The sequence below is a fragment of the Streptosporangium album genome, assembly GCF_014203795.1.
Classification (GTDB): domain Bacteria; phylum Actinomycetota; class Actinomycetes; order Streptosporangiales; family Streptosporangiaceae; genus Streptosporangium; species Streptosporangium album.
In genome coordinates this window covers 4543926-4561938 of sequence record NZ_JACHJU010000001.1, presented here as the reverse complement: position 1 = coordinate 4561938, position 18013 = coordinate 4543926, and the positions used below count along the sequence as shown (strand labels likewise).

The 18013-nt window shown below is 68.5% G+C and carries 10 protein-coding genes; 4 read left to right on the top strand and 6 right to left on the bottom strand.

Translation table 11 applies throughout. From position 1 onward, the window contains the following. Nucleotides 1-130 precede the first annotated feature (130 nt). From FHR32_RS21810 to FHR32_RS21790, 5 genes are read right to left on the bottom strand one after another with little or no spacing between them, the layout of a single operon-like run. Nucleotides 131-3325 (bottom strand): glycosyl hydrolase, encoded by a 3195-nt coding sequence (locus tag FHR32_RS21810; RefSeq protein WP_184755980.1) that lies wholly within the window; start codon nt 3323-3325, stop codon nt 131-133. 12 nt (nt 3326-3337) lie between these two features. Then, nucleotides 3338-6493, bottom strand: coding sequence for a glycosyl hydrolase (locus FHR32_RS21805; RefSeq protein ID WP_184755979.1), 3156 nt, complete (start codon nt 6491-6493; stop codon nt 3338-3340). Between the two features lie 4 nt (nt 6494-6497). Continuing rightward, a complete protein-coding gene (locus tag FHR32_RS21800; RefSeq protein WP_184755978.1) occupies nt 6498-7376 on the bottom strand; it encodes a carbohydrate ABC transporter permease in 879 nt (292 codons plus the stop codon). Beyond that, nucleotides 7373-8281, bottom strand: a complete 909-nt coding sequence (locus FHR32_RS21795) for a carbohydrate ABC transporter permease (protein WP_184755977.1) — start codon at nt 8279-8281, stop codon at nt 7373-7375. Before FHR32_RS21795 ends, FHR32_RS21800 begins: the two co-directional genes overlap by 4 nt. Further along, on the bottom strand, nt 8268-9533 hold the full coding sequence (locus tag FHR32_RS21790) for an extracellular solute-binding protein (RefSeq protein ID WP_184755976.1): 1266 nt from the start codon (nt 9531-9533) through the stop codon (nt 8268-8270). Before FHR32_RS21790 ends, FHR32_RS21795 begins: the two co-directional genes overlap by 14 nt. Here FHR32_RS21790 and FHR32_RS21785 point away from each other — a divergent pair. Together FHR32_RS21785 and FHR32_RS21780 are read left to right on the top strand one after the other, a co-directional pair. Beyond that, nucleotides 9522-9839, top strand: a complete 318-nt coding sequence (locus FHR32_RS21785) for a hypothetical protein (RefSeq protein ID WP_184755975.1) — start codon at nt 9522-9524, stop codon at nt 9837-9839. The two genes, FHR32_RS21790 and FHR32_RS21785, sit on opposite strands and share 12 nt — an antisense overlap. Before the next feature lie 29 nt (nt 9840-9868). After that, on the top strand, nt 9869-10903 hold the full coding sequence (locus FHR32_RS21780) for a LacI family DNA-binding transcriptional regulator (RefSeq protein WP_184755974.1): 1035 nt from the start codon (nt 9869-9871) through the stop codon (nt 10901-10903). Nucleotides 10904-11135: 232 nt separating this feature from the next. Here FHR32_RS21780 and FHR32_RS21775 read toward each other — a convergent pair whose 3' ends face one another. Continuing rightward, entirely contained in the window at nt 11136-12401 is a 1266-nt protein-coding gene (locus FHR32_RS21775) for an IS701 family transposase (protein WP_221465336.1), read from the bottom strand. A 464-nt stretch (nt 12402-12865) separates the two neighbouring features. Between FHR32_RS21775 and FHR32_RS21770 the strand changes: the two genes are divergently transcribed. After that, on the top strand, nt 12866-14356 hold the full coding sequence (locus FHR32_RS21770) for a hypothetical protein (RefSeq protein ID WP_184755973.1): 1491 nt from the start codon (nt 12866-12868) through the stop codon (nt 14354-14356). Then, nucleotides 14353-17985, top strand: coding sequence for a beta-galactosidase (locus FHR32_RS21765; protein WP_184755972.1), 3633 nt, complete (start codon nt 14353-14355; stop codon nt 17983-17985). The genes FHR32_RS21770 and FHR32_RS21765 overlap by 4 nt, the downstream gene beginning before the upstream one ends. Nucleotides 17986-18013 lie beyond the last annotated feature (28 nt).

The window sequence follows — 18013 nt, the reverse complement described above, 5'->3', positions numbered from 1 at the left end:
TCCTCGATCGTTTCTCTCACGGCCGAGCCTCGAGCCAGTAGCCACCCACCTGGTAGGGGCCTCAGGATCGAGCATGTCCGCACGCTATCGCGCGACACATCTGGACATAGTGGGACTTTTGGTGGCGCCGCTACTCGGCCAGGACGACTGGGAGGTACTGTCCGACGTCCTTGGACTTTCCGATGCCTGAAGCCCACTCGATGTAGCCCGTCCGGCCGTGCCCGTCGTTGTCGTTGACCAGGAAGGAGAAGTCGACGACGGTGTCCGTGGCGGACACGCCGATCAGTTCCTTGGGCAGGGTGACCGCGTAGGCCGTCTTCTTCGCCGCCTCATCCCGGGTGATCACGGCCGTGGCGTCCGTGATCCTTCCGCTTCGACCGGCGTAGCCGTACACGGCGGCCGTGCCATCTGTCAGCCGGGCGGCGCCGAACTCGAACCGTTCTTTCGTGGCGAAGGCGAACTGGATCGAGTCCGTGGTCCAGAGACTCGCCACATCGGCGGTCGTGGTGTGCGCGTCGTCGGTGACGATCGCGTGGATGGTGATGGTGTCGTCTGTGTGGCTCGCCCACATCCGGCCGGAGAGGTCGGCTGCGCCGGAGATGCCGTCGCCTGCCACGTTGACGATGGTTCCCGACGTGGCCAGGTCCGCGACGGGTGGGTCCGCGGTTTCGTCGGGCAGTGCGGGAGCCAGGGCGGTGTTCCCGTTCACCGTCCGGGTGATGCCGTCGCCGAACCTGACCTCGGCACTCATCGGCAGCCTCGTCCACTCGGGCAGGCCGGTCACGTCGAGCGGAACCGTGGCGGACCGGCCCGGCGCGATGTCCAGGCGCTTGCTGGAGGCGACCGCGCGTTCTCCGATGCGCGCGGTGACGCGTGTCGCGGTGAGTGTCGTCGACGTGCTCGCGTTACCGATGACGACCTGCGCCCCCGGGGCACCTGCTGTGAAGGTGGGTCGCACCTCGACGGACACACGATTGTCCACCACCGGCACGTCGCCTGTGAGTCGAGCGACCACATCGCCGTTGACCAGCACGTCGATGGTGTACGGTGAGCTTCCTGTCGTGTCCGGCGCCGGGATGCTCAGCGTCGCTGTGCTCAGCTTCCGCGACACGGACGGAACGAGCACCCTGTGGGCGCGGTCGGGGGTGGCGAACGTGACGGTCACGGGCTCGGCGTTGCGCTGCGGGCGGCAGTCGACCTTGACCGTGACGTCGACGGACTCTCCCGCGGCCGCCACTGCGGGGTAGCCTGCACGATAGACGGCAGGGGCAGGCCCGCACGGCTTCGCCCGGACCGGCGGCGGGTCCTGCCCGCCGGTGGGCACGCCGGGGCTGGTGACGGCCGTGACGGCGCCGGAGAGGTAGACCGGGTGCTCCGTGAGAGCGAGCTCCACGGAGCCGTTCGTGGTGTTCGACACCCCCCAGCGATCGGTCACGGTCACGGCACCGGCCGCGGTCACGTTCACCGCCTGCGGTTTGGTCGCCCAGAGCACCCGGATCGTCGCGCCGGAGGAGTTCGTGAAGAGCGCGGAGTACGCGCCGGAGGCGAGGGTCTCCAGCCTGGTCGGCCGGTATCCGGCGAGCTGGCGGGTGAGCACGGCGTAGGTCACGTAGGCCGGTTTGGGCGCCGCGACGGACTGGCCGCTGTTGATGTCGCGCAGCAGGCCGTACCTGCATTCCTTGTCGTCGGCGTTCGCGCAGTCGTCGAGGAAGTCATACCAGTACTCGCGGGTGACGCCCGTCTGGAGGTTGAGAGCCAGGTCCCTGACCAGGTAGTCGGCCTGCTGCTGCTCGCTCACCCCCGGGTTCGCGGTGTTCCACCCGGTCTCGCTGAGCCACAGGGGCTTGTCCTGCCCGTTGTTGTACTGCCGGATCAGCGTGTGCAGCGAGGCCAGCTGGGGTGCGGTGACGCCCTCCGGCGCCGCGTTGCGCGCGTAGGTGTGGACGCTGACGGCGTCGACGTGGTCGAGGCCGCCGAGCTCAAACAGCCGCTTCAGCCATGCGAGGTCGACCCCGGCGAGCACGGGACCGGCGACCACGGCGCCCGGTACCGCGGCGTGGATCGCCGCGGAGGTGGGCTTGAGCAGTTGCAGGTAGCAGTCGGCCGTCGTACCGCAGGCGCCGTCGTTGAAGCCGGTGCCGTTGTACTCGTTGTACACCTCGTAGTCCGCGGCGGTGCCGAACTGCTGGGCGATGAATCGCGCGTACGCGGCGAAGGCCGCGATGCCCTCCGGAGTGCTGGGAGTCTTGCCCCCGTCGTAGAAGGTGTTTCGGTAGTTGAGGATGACCAGCGGCCGTAGGCCCATCGACACGATCTTGTCGAACCTCTCACGGATGAGCGAGGGAATCGCGTAGATCCCCTTGGCCTTCTCCACCGAGCTCCACGAGACGTCGAAGCGCACGTAGGAGGCGCCGAGTTCGTCCATGGTCGGCAACTGGTCCAGGTTGAGCGCCGCGGCGTGCCAGGCGATGCCGAAGGGGCTACCGGCGTTCTGCGCGTTGTCGTTTTGCGGCGGGAGGACGGCGAACGACGTCTTCCTGGTGAGCCCGGAGGTCGTCAGTTCGAGGCCGTAGTAGCCGTGGCCGAGATCGGGGAGGTTCAGGGTGCCCGCTCCCCCGCTGATCGCCAGGGTGCCGTCGCGCACGGCCTGCCCGGCCGCGTCGGTCACCTTCCAGTCGACGCTGGGCCGGTTGCTCGTCATGGTGATCGACGCGGGGCCGGTGGTGAAGACAAGGTCCGGGTTGGCGATGCCGAGCTGGGCGGGGATGACCGGCGGCGTGGTCGCGTACTGCTCGAAGCCGGGATTGGCGGCCAGGTTGGCCGGCGAGCCCGGCGCGGTGATCGTCAGGTCGTCCAGCCAGAGGGAGCCCGCGTCCTGGAGCAGCAGGCGCAGGGCGAGGCTGCTCTGCGTGGCCGTCGTGGTGTAGCTCCAGGTGAACCGGGTCCAGTCGTAGCTGCCTGCCGGGAACCACTGCCGCACGCTCCAGTCCGGGCTCAGCACGAACTGGGCGGCCGAGCCGGAAGGCAGGCCGCCCGCCTTCATCCAGGCGCTGAACTGGTAGGTCGTCGACGGTGCGACGGTGACGGTCTGCAGGATGCCGCCGTAGGCGTTCGAGGCCTTCGGCGTGGCGTTGACCACCTTCACCGCGGCCGCGCCGCCGTGCGGGGCCTGCGTGTCAGCCGTGACCGTGATGTCGGTACCTCCGGTCGCGTACTGCGTCCACGACGCGAAGGTGTGCGAATCGCCCGTGTCGGCGGACGCCGTACCCGTGAATCCACCCCAGGCCAGCACCACGGCGGCCAGGGCGGCGACAGAAGCCTTCATGATCGTCACCCTTCAGAGCCCGCTGGTGAGCCGGACGGGGAAGTGCTGCCCGGTGTCCTTGCTGTGGCCGATGCCGGACGACCACTCCAGGTAGCCCTTCCGGCCGGGGCCGTCGTCGTCGTTCACCAGCAGGGACAGGGCGAACACGTCGGCCGGGGGCCCGTTGAGTCCCAGGCTCTGCCAGGGCAGGACGACGTCGTAGGCGGTGGTCGTGCCCGTCCTGGTCACCGTGAGCCGTTCCGTGGGGGTCGGGCCGGTGATCGCGATGCCGAAGGCGGCGAAGGTGTAGGCGGCGGGACCGCCCGGCGTCAGCGCCAGGCCGATCTCGGTCCGTTCCGTCGAGGCGCCGGGCAGCGCGGGCGAGAGCGAGAGCTGGATGGAGTCGCCGTTGTACAGGTTGCCCGCCGGGTTCTTCTGGGTGAACACGTCGTCCTGGACCGCGGCCTGGACTCTCAGCCCCGTCGCGGTCTCGGTGATCTTCACGGGACCGCTGAGGTCGGCGGCTCCGCCCCAGTCGGCGGTGTAGCGGAACCACTTCGCGTCGGTGGCCAGGTCGATCGGCGCGACCGTGGTGGCGTCGTCCGGCTCGATGGGACCTGCGCCCACGGACTGCCGCAGTTTCAGGCCGGTACGGCCCCGCAGGCCGATCGACACGTCGAGGTAGCCCTGCTCCCACACGCGCAATGACGGGAGCGGGATGGTGTGCTCGGCCTTCTTGCCCGGCTGCAGCGTGGTGGTGTCGGCGATCGTGCCCGACTCCTTGCCGAGGACCCAGGACAGGCCGTCGAGGGTCACCGGGGTCTTGCGCGAGGTGTTCGACAGGGAGACGACCCCCTCGGCTCGGTAACCGCCGTCGCGGACGAGGTTGACCCGGATGGTGGCGACGACCGGGGTGGTGATCCGGATCGTCGGCGTCGCCAGGCGCGCCACCGTCTCGGTCCCGGCGAAGGCCCAGCCGGTGAGCCAGCTCGCCTTGCCGCCCGCGGGGGTGGGGATGTCGAAGACGGCCTCGCCGGTGCCGCAACCCCTGACCCTGACGTCGCGGCGCTGCCCTTCCAGCGTGATCGCCACCTTGGCGGGGACCGCGCGGCAGTTCTCGCCGGTGCGGTCGACGACCGCACGGACCTCGATGCTCTCACCGTCGGCGACGGTCGCCGAGGTCTTCAGCGTGATCGCGGGAGCGGGGTCGACCGTGACGGCGTCCACCTGGCCGCGGACGTAGATCGGGTGCTCGGTCAGCGTCACCTCGACGGCGCCCGCGTGCGGGGTCAGCGTGGTCCGCACGCCGTACTGGTCGGTGAGCGTGAGCGCCTGGCTGGTGCGGAGCGTCACGGTCTTGGGGCCGTTCGACGCCCACATGACGCGGTTGAGGTCGTTCGCGGCGTTCTTGAAGCGGAAGGAGTAGGTCGTCGCGTCCAGCGTGTCGCGCTTGGTGAGCGTGCGTCCGGCGAGTTCGGCCGCCATCACCGCCTGCGCGACCGCGGCGGGCTTGGGCTCGGCGGCGTAGCGGGCCGTGGCGCGCCGTACCTCGAACACGCCGAAGTTGTGCTCCTGGTTGTTCGGGTCGGTGCCGTCGTCGCGGGCGTCGTACCAGTAGAGCCGGTCGGCGCCGCCCGCCAGGGAGAGCACCGCCGAGCGCACCAGATAGTCGGCCTGCATGGCGTCGGTCGTGCCGCCCGCGGTGTGGGTCGGCCAGCCGTACTCGGTGAGCCACAGCGGGAGCGAGCGGCCGGCCGCTTCGTCGATGGTCTGGCTCAGCGACGCCATCTGGGCGTCCATCCCCTCCGGCGGGCTGGGGTGGCGGTACGGGTGGACGGACACGGCGTCCAGTACGGCGGCGCCGCCCAGTTCGAGCACTTGGCGCACATAGTCGGCCGAGGCGCCGGAAATCGCCGGACCCACGAGCCGGGCCTGCGGGTTCTGCGAATCCACCTTGTCGGCGGCGGCCTGGAGGAGCTGGGCGTAGCAGGCGGGCGTGCGTCCGCAGAGGCCGTCGTTGAAGTTGATGTTGAACTCGTTGTAGACCTCGGTCGCCTGGGTGTAGCCCTTGAAGTGCTGGTTGACGGCGGCCGTGAAGCGTCCGTAGGCGGCCAGGCCCTCGGGCGAGCTCGGCGTGCGGTTGCCGTCGTAGAGCGGGTTGCGGTAGCTGGAGATCGGCAGCGGCTCGATCCCGGCGGCGTGCAACGCGGCGAACCCGTTGGCGTACCGGTCGAAGGTGTAGATGCCTGCCTGCTTCTCGACGACCGACCAGGCCACGTCGTTGCGCGAATGGGTGTAGCCGATGCGCGCGATGCCGTCGATGAGCTCCTGCTCGTAGCCGTGCAGCCCGACCCCGAACGGCGAGCCGGCCGCGGCGGCGGGCATCGGCGGCACGATGCCGAAGCTAGCGCTCAGCGTGCCCGACACGAACGTGTAGTAGCCGTTGGGCAGCGAGGCGAGGTTCACGACGCCGCGCCCGCCGGTGAAGGTGGCCGTCCCGCTCGCCACCTGAGTCCCGCGCACATCCCGTACGGCCCAGCCTGCGGGAGCGGGGTTCTGGGCGTCGGTGAACAGCTCGAGCGAGGCCGTTCCGGGATCGAAGAGCAGGGAGTCGTTCATGACCCCGAAGTAGGTGGAGTGCTGCTCGAACCCGGCGTTGGCCGGCAGGTTCTGCCCGCTGCCGTCCTCGGTCATGGTCAAGTCGTCCAGGCGCACGCCAGGCGTCACGTCCTGCGACACGAGGCGGAGCGCGAAGCTGGTCTGCGTGGCCAGGGTCGTGTAGGTCCACGAGACCTGGCGCCAGTCGTAGACGCCCATCGGGAAGTTGTAGCGCTGGGTGGTGTCGGGGCTGAGCACCGCCTGTAGTGCGGCCGTCTTCGACAGGCCCTCCGAGGCGATCCAGGCGGTGAACCGGTAGAGGGTGCCCGGCTTGACCGGCACCGTCTGGGCGATCTGCCCGAAGGTGTCCGGGCTGCTCGGCGTCTGGTTCACGATCCGCAGCGCCGAGCCGGTGTGCCCCTGGGGGGTGGCGGTGAAGGCGACCTCGGCGGAGCCGTTCCTGCTGATGCTCCACGCGTCGAAGGTGTTGGAGTACGGGAGCCGAGTGTCGGCGAGAGCGGCGGTGCCGCTCCAGACCAGCACCACGGAGATCAGGGCAGCGAGCACGCGACGGGTTAACTGTGGGTTCATCGGGTCACCCCTTTACGGCGCCGGCCCGACCGGCGCTGCGTAGGAACTGCTTCCGGAACAGGAGGAAGAAGACCAGCGGAAGGATCACCGCGATGAACATGGCGGCGATGAGCGTGCTGGTCTCCGCGGTGGCCGAGATCTTGTAGAGCACGACGGACAGCGGTTGCAGATCGGGTGAGGGCAGCACGAGGAGCGGCCAGAGGAACTCCTTCCAGGCCGATACCAGCGTGAGCAGGGAGACGACGGCGATGATCGGCCGCGACATCGGCAGCACGATGCGCCAGAACACGTCGAAGGAGTTGGCCCCGTCGACCTTGGCCGCCTCGAAGACCTCCTTCGGCAACTCGGCGAAGAAGTTCTTCACCAGCAGCACGTTGAAGGCGTGCGCGGCGGCGGGCAGCCACACGGCCCAGTAGCTGTTGATCAGGTTGGCCCCGAGGCCCGGCACGTCGATCACGGTCAGATACAGCGACACGAGCGAGACGACACCCGGGATGAACAGGGTCGCCATCACCGCGGCCGAGACCACCTTGGCGTACCTCGGCCGCAGGATCGCCAGCGAGTAACCGCCGGTCAACGCGACGAGAAGGCCGAAGAACCAGTTGCCCGCCGCGATGTAGACGGTGTTGGCCAGGGCGCGCCCGATGTCCATGCCGTTCCAGGCCTCGGCGAGGTTGCCCCACCGGATCCCGCTGGGCCACCAGCCGAACGGGTCGCGCAGGATGTCCTGCGAGGTCGACACCGCCGACTTGGCCAGCCAGAGGATCGGCCCTGCCGCGACGATCGCGAGGCAGGCGAGCACGGCGGCGATCAGCCCCGTGAACACCACGCGGGTCACCGGCCGGCGGCGCTCGCTGGTGGACAGGATGCCACGCTCGTTCATGAGCGTTTCCACCCCCTCGTCGCCCGCAGGTACACCGCGGACAGGGCGGTGAGGAAGACGGCGAGCATCAGGCTCAGCGCCGTCGCCTTGCCGAAGTCGCCGACGACGAACGCGTATTTGAAGATCAGCATGAGCAGCGTGATCGTGCTGTTGTCCGGCCCGCCGCCGGTCATGACGTAGGGCTCGGTGAACACCTGGAAGGTGCCGATCACCTGGAGGATCAGCATGAGCAGGATGACGGAGCGCAACTGCGGCAGCGTGATGTGCCAGACCCGCCGCAGCACACCGGCGCCGTCGAGCTCGGCCGCCTCGTAGAGCTCGGGCGGCACCGACATCAGCGCGGCGACGTAGATGATCGTCGTCGTGCCGAAGCCCGCCCAGGTCGCCTGGACGACGATGCTGGGCATCGCCGTCTCGGCGCCCTGCAGCCAGGGAAAGGGTCCCAGCCCGGCCCAGCCGGCCACGGTGTTGAGCAGGCCGTGCTCGCTCGGGTCGTACAGCTGCTTCCACAGCAGCACCGCCACCACCGGGGGGATGATGATCGGGATGTAGACGAGCACGCTGGCGATGGTCCTGGTACGGCGGAGCTCCCCGACGAACACGGCGAGCAGCACCGGCACGGGGAAGCCGATGACCAGGGCCAGCAGCGTGAACCACGCGGTGTTCCAGGCCGCGGTGACGAGCAGCGGGTCGGCGAGCACCCGGCTGAAGTTGCGCAGCCCGACCCAGGCGGGATCGGCGACCAGGTTGGTGCGCTGGAAGCTGAGGACCAGACTCCGCAGGATCGGCCACCAGGCGAAGAGACCGAACACGATCAGCAGCGGGGCGGTGAACAACAGCTTTCCCGCGCCACCGTGCCGTACCCACCTGGTCATCGCGCCCTGGAGGGTGTCACTGCGTGGCATCGATCAGCGCCTGCGCGTCCGTCTGGAGCTGGGTGAGCGCCGCGGGGATGTCGGCGTCCTGCTTGGTGAGCACCTGCTGGGTCACGGCGTCGAGGAGCGCGTAGGTCTCCTGCGCCGCCACGGGCGGCTCGCCGAGAATCGGCAGCGTGCCGAGGCTGGCGAAGTACGCCTTGTAGTTGGCCCGGTCGACGTTGACGTAGCCGGAGACCCAGGACAGATAGCGGTCGTAGATCTCCGGCGAGAACAGCGGCACCTCGGGAGCGCCCACGGGCAGGCCACCCGCCTTGGAGGTCTCGGCCCACTCAACCGCCGCCTGCTTGTCGAGGAAGCGGCCCAGGTAGCGGAACTTCACCCACTCCATCGCGGCGGCCGCCTCACCGGCGCTGGCCTTGGGGCTGGCGACGGCGATGTCGCCGCCGCCCAGGGTGCCGATGCCGGCGGCCGACTGCGGCAGCGGCGCGATGCCCAGGTCGGCGCCGGGCATGTCGCGGTTGCCGACGAGGTCGCGGTAGAGGTCGGCGCCGAGCACGGTCTGCCCGATCCGCCCGGCGGCGATCGCGTTGCGCATGTCGTCCTGGCTCATCAGGAAGTTCTTGCCTGCGGCCTGGTCGGTCCACCGCACGTCGTGCAGGAACGTCAGCGCGTCTTTCACGCCGCCGGCGTCGATCGTGGCTTTGACGGTGTCGCCTTCGCGCTTCTGGATGGTGCTGCCGTTGGCGTAGGCCATCGTGGTGAGGATCCAGCCGCCGGAGTTGGTCGTCGTCGCGATCATGAAGCCTGCCGCGTCGCTCGCCCTGCTGATCGCCTTGGCGTTCTCGCGCACCTCGTCCCAGGTCTTCGGCGGGGCATCGGGGTCGAGGCCGGCCTTCTTGTACAGCGCCCTGTTGTAGATGAAGGCCATCGTGTAGGCGGCGGAGACGACGCCGAAGGTGCGGCCTTCGGCGTTCTGCGTCTGCTTGGCGACGGCCGGGTTGAGCTTCGAGAGCATCACGTCGCCCTTGACGAGGTCGGTGATGTCGCGCACCTGGCCGTTGAGGGCGAGCTGCTGGATGTTGGTGTACGGCACCTGCATCGTGGTCGGCATCGAGCCGCCGGCGACGAGGGCGGCGAATGTCTGCGGGTCGAACTTGGTCTCCTCGCCGACCACGGTGACGTTCGGATGGAGCTTCTGGAAGGCCGCGACCTGCTTGTTGAACAGGGCGAGGTTGTCGGGGTTGTCCTTGGTGGGCATGTTGCCGACGTGGATCGTCACCTTGGCGTTCGGGTCTGCCTCGGTGTCAGGCTGGCCGGACGAACACGCGCCGGCGGTGAGAGCTATGATTCCGGCCATCGCGATACCGGCGAATCGCCGATTTTTGTGATGCAGCATGACGAACCCCTTTTTGCGGGCATGGTGCGGCAAACGGCGGTCACGCTCGGGCGGTGTCGTGACCGCGGCGCTCACGCGGTCAGCAGTGGCGTGCCGGCGAGTTTCGTGGCGGTGGTCAACCGTTTGACCATCGTCATGGTCTTGCCGATCCTGCTACTTTGTCAAGTATCCGGAGAAACGTTGATTTAACCTGTTATCACCGAGATGGAAAGGAACTCATGGCGCGCAAGGCCGCTACTCTCGCGGATGTCGCCGCAGCCGCCGGGGTCTCGGTGTCGCTGGTGTCGAAGGTGCTCAGCAACACCGGACGCGCCTCCGAGGAGACCCGCAGGCGCATCCTCGACGCCGTGGAGCGGCTCGACTTCCAGCCCAACGCGCTGGCCAAGTCCTTCGCCCGAGGGCGGAGCGAGCTGGTCGGGATCATCATCGAGGACGCCTCGGAGATCTTCAGCAGCATGGTGCTGCGCGGCGCGGAGCGCAGGCTGGCCGCGGGCGGCCTGGCCACGCTCGTGTGCGACGCCGCCGAGAGCGACCAGCGGCGATCGCAGTTCGTCCGCGCGCTCGAAGCGCGCCACGTCGACGCCGTGCTGGTCATCGGCTCCGGGCCGTCGGGTCTCTACCCGTCCATCTCTGACAGGTTGTCCTGCCCCGTCGCCTACGCCTTCTGCGAGTCCGACAATCCCGCCGACGCGTCGTTCCTGCCCGACGACCACGGTGCCGGGCGGCTCGCCGCCGAGCACCTGCTGTCGCTCGGCAGGACGAAGATCGCGCACATCGCGGAGGGCAGCGAGCGGGGCGCCGAGCTGCGCACGCGTGGTTTCGTGGAGACCCTCGCCGCCGCGGGGCAGCCGGTGGAGCCGCTCTACGGCGACTGGTCCAAGGCCTGGGGTCTCCAGGCGGTCAACCAGCTGATCGAGGCGGGCACCGAGTTCGACGCGATCTTCTGCGCCAACGACTTCATCGCCTACGGCGCCTACGTCGGCCTGCGCGCCCACGGCATGCGGATCCCCGAGGACGTGGCGCTCGTGGGCCACGACCACTTCTCCATGGACCCGCCGGAACGCCGATCAGGGTTCCTCACGAGCATCGACCCCAACCTGCCCGCGCTCGGCAACGCGGCGGCACAGCACCTGATCTCGCCGGACACGGCGGGCGACTCCGCGCCGAAGCTCTTCGTCGGCCGCACGACGGCGGGTGGTCAGGCATCCGCCGACCTGACCACCCTCCTGGAGTTCATCGACCAGCTGCTCTGAAGCGGCCCACAGCTCGGCCTCGCGCAGCAGGTGCTCGTCGCGGCCCGCCGCCGTCGCCCCAGCCGAACGGTACGAGCGAGGTCATGGGTGGTGTACGAGTTTGACCTGGTCACTAGTAGTACTTCGTTAAGTTACGAAGTGTTATGGGGCGCGTACATTTGATGGCATACGTGGCAAGCGCCGGTCCAGGTGGCGAGTAAAGCCTGGAGTTCGCCGAGAACCTCATACAAGGTCAGGCCGGCGCAGGGACTTTTGGGTCTAGCCGTAGTTCGGTACAGAATGCCTGCGCTAATGCGGCCAGGGTGACGTGGCGGTGCCAGCCGAAGAAGCTCCGCCCCTCAAAATGCTTGAGGCCAAGACCGGTATTGAGCTCCCGGTAGTCATGCTCGATCCGCCAGCGGATCTTGGCGAGCCGGACGAGTTCGCGCAGCGGAGTCTCGGCGGGGAGATTGGTGATCCAGTAATCGGTGGGTTCGGATTCGCCTGCCGGCCATTCCACCAGCAGCAAACGCGCAGGCAGGCTGCCGTCGGGGTTGCGGGGGATGTCTTTGTTGGCCAAGAGAACCGGTAGAGCCATGAAGCGTGATCGCATTTTCGCGCCTGGATTACCGCTGGTCTTCCTTGTGCCTTGCCGCCAGGTCACCCGCCGCAGATTCGCCCGCCCTGCCGCCAATGCGAGATTGCGCAGATTCGATGGCTTGCCTGGATAGCGTGGTCTCGGCGGGCGCCCCTTGCCGCTGTATTCCGGCAGTTCAGGCACCGCATCTCCGGGGTAGGCCGACAGATCATCGGAGACGGCCGCCACGTAAGACAGGCCGCGGTCCTCCAGTCCCAGCCGGAAAGCGGTGCAATCGCCATAACCGGAGTCAAAGACCACCGGAAGATCGGTGCCGACTCCCCACTCGTCGTACATCTGGTCGATCATGTTTAACGCCAGTCGCCACTTCTCCTGGTGACCGACGTCCTGAGGGATCTTGCACCGGTCGCGGCGCTTGTGGACCGTTTCCGCCTGAACCGGATCCTCGATCTTGGCCGGGTCCCACGACTCGGGGATGAACAGCCGCCAATTGACCGCGGACGAGGCATGATCGGTGACCAGATGTGCGCTGACGCCGATCTGGCAGTTTCCGGTCTTGCCCAGCGTCCCGGAATACATCCGGGCCACTCCCGGAGAATTCGGGCCGTCCTTGGGGAAGCCGACATCGTCGATGACGACCGCCTGCGGACCGATCCGTTCCAGCGCCCAATGTGTGAGGTTTTCCCGGACCGGTTCGTAGTCCCAGGTCGAGTCGGCCATGAATTGCTGTAACCGCTGGGTGTCAACTCCCAGACGCTCCGCCATCGGATCCATCGACTTGCGCCGCCCGTCCAGCATCAGCCCCCGCAGATACAACTCGCCGGTGGCGAGTTGATCACGGCGACGAAGCACCCTCCGCAGCATCTGATCTGCAAACTTCTCAAGCCGCGGGCGCACCGGCGCCATCTCGTCAGGTGTCACGACAACATGATCCCGAAGTGACTTCTCAAAATGATCACGCTAGGTGATCGACAATCTAACGAAGTACTACTAGCGTAGCGGCCGAGAAATGAAGACGGCGGGCCAAGAGCCGCCACCAGCATCTGGCCGGCCTCGGCCGCTACGTGCTACTCGGCGAACAGACCTCCGCGCGCATTACCGCCAAAGCAGCCCCGCCTAACGTCGCCGCACCCACTGGTTTGGCGACCTTTCACCCTCGCTTCGTACGGCCCGGAGCTTTTCGACAGCTTCGAGAGAGTATTTCCCAGCCGTGCTCTGCCGCCCGCCAGCCGAGGCGCCGGCCAACGGTTGCGGAGCGAAGCGAGCCGCGCGGCGTCCGTTGACGAGAGGCGGTTCAGATCTCTAATCTCCGCTTAATCCGGAAGATGGAGTTAGTTACCCGTGACTTGATCGTGTCTACGTCGCCGCCGTTCGAAGGAGAACCCGTGACCGCAGCCCCCCACTCGAACGTTCCTCACGCCGTGCCCCGGCGTGCCGTCCTCGCGGGCGCAGGTCTCGGGATGGCCACCGCCGTACTCGGGCTCCCCGGACCGGCGCGACCCGCGAGCGCGGCCGTGACACCGATGCCGCTGGGGACACTGCTCGGGACCAACCACGCCGCCGCCGGCCCCAGCATCGGCGCGCTGGCGGGGATGTCATGGGATCGCAGCGACATACTCTGGGCCGCGGTCGAATCGACCCGGGGGACGTACGACGACAGCGCCATCCACGCATTCGGCACCCGGTTCGCCGCCGCCGCGGCGAACGGCGTAACCCTGCTCCCGGTGCTGGCCTACTCCGCTCCGTGGGCCGCGCGGACGACCGCGTACGGATGGTCGCATTGGGACGTGCAGTACGCGGTCGGTGCGGCCCAGGCCGACGCCGGATCGGGTTGGTCGCGCCGGGTGACCCGAACCCGGATCAGCACCGGCGAGGTCCTCCAGGACGAGGACCTGGTGCTGCCCAAGGACAAGACGCCGCCGGCGGATCCGGCGAGATGGCTCGCGTTCGTCGACCACGTGGTGACGATCCTCCGCAGCACCTACGGCGTCGAGTACTTCCAGGTGTGGAACGAGGCCTACTGGTCGGCGGGGTTCTGGTACGGCAGCCCGTACGAGTACATCGACCAGATACACAAGCCGGCGTCAACGGCGATCCGCAACCATGGTGGCAAGGTCGTCTACGGCGGCTGGCCCTCGCCGGCGGCGATCGCGCGGTTCACCGCGCTCCTGAACGAGACGAACGCGTGGTCCAGCGTCGACGTGCTCGACGTGCACTACTACAAGCCGTCCGACCTGGAGTCGCTGCGCGTCGCGTGCGTCGCCGCGCTGGGGTCGTCGCTACCGATCTGGCAGACCGAGATCGGCTACTCGACCAGCCCGGCGGCGGCCGCCCTGGTGTACCCCGGACTCCTGCACTGGGCGATCACGCGCGGCCTCGCGCAGCTGCCCGACGGGTTCAAACTTCTCTGGTACGCGTGGCAGGCGCCCGCTTCGGCGCCGGCGACCGACGCCGGTCGATACCTCCGCAAGGCCGACGGTTCGCTCACCTCCCACGGCGTCTGCCTCAGCACCATCGCGGATCTCTTCGGCGGCGTGGTGCCCGAAACCTACGACGACCACACCAACGACGCCGGACTGACGACGGCCCGGGACTGGGCTTCCGGTTCTATCGAAGGGTTCCTGGTCGGCGGCATCAAGATCATCATCGCCATCCACACCCCGGCCAGCTGGGCCGGCACGAACGTCACCGTCACCCTGGCGACGCTGCCGCCCACGGCCGGCGCGGACCGGGTGGACCTGACCGGTCAGCGCACGCCGCTGGCCCTCGCCGGCAATGCGGTCACCGTCGCGTTGGCCGACGAGCCCGGGTCGGTCGCCGCTTCGTACAACGCCGCATCAACCATCCGCACCTGCTATCTCGAGGTCTCTCTGTGACAATCTCCCGCCGTACCTTCCTCCGTGGCGTCGGCATCTCCGCCACCGCCGCCATGCTTCCGGTGGTCACCGCCCAGTGGGCCGCCGCCGATCCGCAGACAACCCTCCTGACCCGCGAACAGCTCACGGCATTACTCGGACGGGGCGCGCACCTCCCGCTCACCAAACTCACCACAACGCCCGTCGATAGCGGATCCGGAGCCCTCGCCGACGCGTTCGGCGCCCATCTGCCGAGCCGCGACAACCAGGTTTCGATCACCGGGTGGGCCGGCGAGGACGACCTGTCGGCCGACCTCGCGCTCGGCTATGACGCGGAACGGCTGTACGTCGCGGCGACGGTGACCGACAACGTCCACCGGCCGATCGGCGGCACCAACCAGTGGCAGGGTGACGGGTTCCAGATCGCCTTCGGGGACAGCACCGGCGGGTACGGTCCGGAGTACGGCCTCGCGTTGCTCGACAGTGGTCCCGAGGTCTACCGCTTCAGCGACGGTTCGGTCACCTCGCCGGTCAGCGACGTCACCCTGACCGCTCGGCGCGACGGCACCCAGACCCATTACCTGGCAGCGTTCCCGTGGGCTTCGACCGGCGTCGGCGCTCCCGGTCCCGGCGGCTCGGTGCTGTTCAACGCGATCGTCAACGACAACGACGGCGCGAACCGGCGGGGCTGGATCCAGTGGCGCCCCGGCATCGCCACCGGCAAGTCGGCGCAGGAGTTCGTCCGGCTCGCGGCGCTGCCCGAGTCGGGTGCGTGCCAGGCCTGGATCACCCTCGACGAGGACCAGGTCGAGGTGGGGGCCCAGGTCAAGGCGGCGATCTTAGTACTGAACTGGGACGATGCCGACCGCCGGGTCGAGGTGATCGGCCCCGACGGCAACACCACCCCCGCGACCATCCCGGCTCACACCACTCTCCAGCTCACGATCCCGATCACCGCGACGACGGCCGGTGAGCTCGAGATCACCGCCTCGGTGAAGGACCTGACCGGTGGCACCACCATCGACCTGGCGGCGACCGGCCGGGTGACAATGTCCGCCGAGGCGATCGCGCAGGAGATCGCCAAGGTCGCCGCATCGGTCGAAACGGCTCGAGACCTGTTGGCCCGGTGCGAAGACCGAGCGATCCCGACCCACTACGAACGCGTCGACGCAACCACCCTGGAGAAGTTCGTCGGCTACACCCGCGACGACGTCACAGCCGGCCAGAGGTGGCGGGCCACGTACAACACAGTCGCCATGACCGGCATGGCCGAACGACTCCTGACCCGGTTGCGATCCTTGGTCGCCGGGACGGCGACGGGGATGCGAGTGCCGCGCTACGTCACCGGGCCGATCGGCCGCGACGACTGGCTGTTCACCGGCACGGTCTCCGACGGCAAAACCACCCAAAGCGGCCAACCGGTCGTGTTCAGCGGCCCGATGGGCTGGGCCGAGGTGATCAGCGACATCCCCAAGCTGGCCGATCTCGGCTTCAACACCTGCGCCCTCGAAATGGGGCCGCAAGGCGCGATCGTGCCGGCGGACGCGATCCCGGGTTGGGGCACGACGGGCGTCGGGGACGCGGCGGTGACATTCGCCCGCGACGCGTCGGTCTCACACGACTCCGTCGCCGCCTTGCGAGTGTCGTTCGCCGGTCCGAAGAAGCCGAACAGCTACCGCCAGTTCTTCCAGTTGCTGACGGTCGAGCCCGGAGCCACCTACCGGGTCCGGGCATGGATCAAGGGACAGGACGTCACCGCCCGTGCGGTGTCGATCCCGACCGCCACCTGGGCCACCCGGTACTACCCGCCGGAAGGCACCTACGACTGGCAGCAGGTCGAGTTCACTCTCACCCCCGGCAACGTGTCGACCTACCGCTTCTCGATCATCGGTGAGGGCCCGGTCGGGGCACTGTGGATCGACGAGCTGACCATCACGCGAGCCGATGGGGCGGATCCGGCGAACATCGCCGGCAACGCCGGCTTCGACGATGCGGCGACGGTCGCCGCGAGCGGCGAGTACGCCGTGTCAACGTACGCGATCGACCGGGGCCCGGTCCGCTGGCTCGAGGCGGCGGCCGAGGCGAACATCGCCATGAGCCTGCTGCTGGCACCGCAGTACTTCCCGGCCTTCTTGACGGCGAAGCATCCCGAACTCGTGCTGGCCGAGAACGGGTACGACGTCCACCACCCGTTGGCGCGGGAAGTGATCGAGGCGTTCCTGCGCACGATCATCCCCAAAATCGCGAAGTCGCCGGCGCTGCACAGCCTGATCCTCAGCAACGAACCCCGCTACGTCGACACGACGAGCGCGTCGACCAAGCGCGGATGGGCGCAATACCTCACCGCGCATTACCGCGACATCGCCGAGCTCAACAAGGTGTACGGCACCGCGTACCGAACCTTCGACGAGGTGCCGGCCCCCGGCGTACGGGCGGTCGAGCCGACAGTGCAGTGCTACGACTGGACCACCTTCAACACCAGGGCCTTCGCGTCGTGGCACGCGTGGATGGCCGAGGTGATCCACAGCATTGCCCCCGACATCCCGGTGCATTCCAAGATGGTCGGCAGCACCCTGAAGGACCGCAACTATCTGTTGTGGGGACCCGATCCCGAGCAGTGGGCCACCTTCTCCCAGCTGTCGGGCAATGACGCGTCGAACTATCCGGGACAGGGCGTCGACGGCTTCCTGGGCAAGTTCGCGTTCTACGACCTCCAGGCCGGCATCGCCCGGACTCCGGTGTTCGACTCCGAGGACCACGTGATCCCCGACCGCAGCACGTCGTACTCGAAGGTCGAGGCGGCCCACGTCGCGGCGGACCTGTGGCAGGGCGCCCTGCACGGGCGTTCTGCCACCACGTTCTGGGTGTGGGCGCGGACCACCGAGGTGGCGTCCAACCTGGCGGGCAGCATGTTGCACCGGCCGGACGTGATCGCCGCGGCCGGCCGGACCAGCCTGGACCTGAACCGGTTCGCCGCCGAGGTGGCCCTGCTGCAAGGCGCCGGGTCCGGCGTCGGCATCGTGTACTCGCGGACCTCGTCGGTGTACTCGTCGCAGCACCTGGCCGCGGTGCGCGAGGTGTACAAGGCCCTGCTGATGAACGGGATCCCGGTGCATTTCGTCACCGAGTCCAGCCTGTCCCGGCAGCAGGTCCCCGACGGGGTAAAGCTGGTGATCGCGCCCGGGACGACGCATCTGTCGGCCGCCTGCCTGCAGGGTCTTCAGGTCCTGGCCCGGAAGGTCCAACTCGTCGTCGCAGGTGCCGACGCCCTGACGTTCAACGAGCGAAACCAGGCCCATCCGGCTGGTGACCGTACGGCCGTGCTCCGGGACGCGACTGTCCTCCCGGCCGAGAGCCCGGCCGACATCGGGGCCGCCGTGCTCGACCTGGCGCAGCGGAGGCGGTTGGCCGCGGTGACGTTGGAGCGTACCGGCGGCGGTGCGCCGACGACCGTCGAGTGGCGGCCGGTGAGCGATGGCAGGCGCTGGCTGGTTGGAGCGACGAATTATGGTGCGCAGGCTGAGGTGGTGACGGTCAGACTCCACGGTCGCCAGCCGCTCGAACTGCGAGACCTGCTCAGCGGCGAACGACTCGACCCGTCGCCGGTCGAACTCGCCCCGTTGACGCCTCGGCTCCTGGTGCTCCGGTAGGGCGGCGGCACAGCACCTGATCTCGCCG

Coding starts and splice junctions, on each gene's coding strand:
- FHR32_RS21780 (WP_184755974.1), top strand. CDS start 9,869: ATGGCGCGCAAGGCCGCTACTCTCGCGGATGTCGCCGCAGCCGCCGGG.
- FHR32_RS21810 (WP_184755980.1), bottom strand. CDS start 3,325: ATGAAGGCTTCTGTCGCCGCCCTGGCCGCCGTGGTGCTGGCCTGGGGT.
- FHR32_RS21795 (WP_184755977.1), bottom strand. CDS start 8,281: ATGCCACGCAGTGACACCCTCCAGGGCGCGATGACCAGGTGGGTACGG.
- FHR32_RS21800 (WP_184755978.1), bottom strand. CDS start 7,376: ATGAACGAGCGTGGCATCCTGTCCACCAGCGAGCGCCGCCGGCCGGTG.
- FHR32_RS21805 (WP_184755979.1), bottom strand. CDS start 6,493: ATGAACCCACAGTTAACCCGTCGCGTGCTCGCTGCCCTGATCTCCGTG.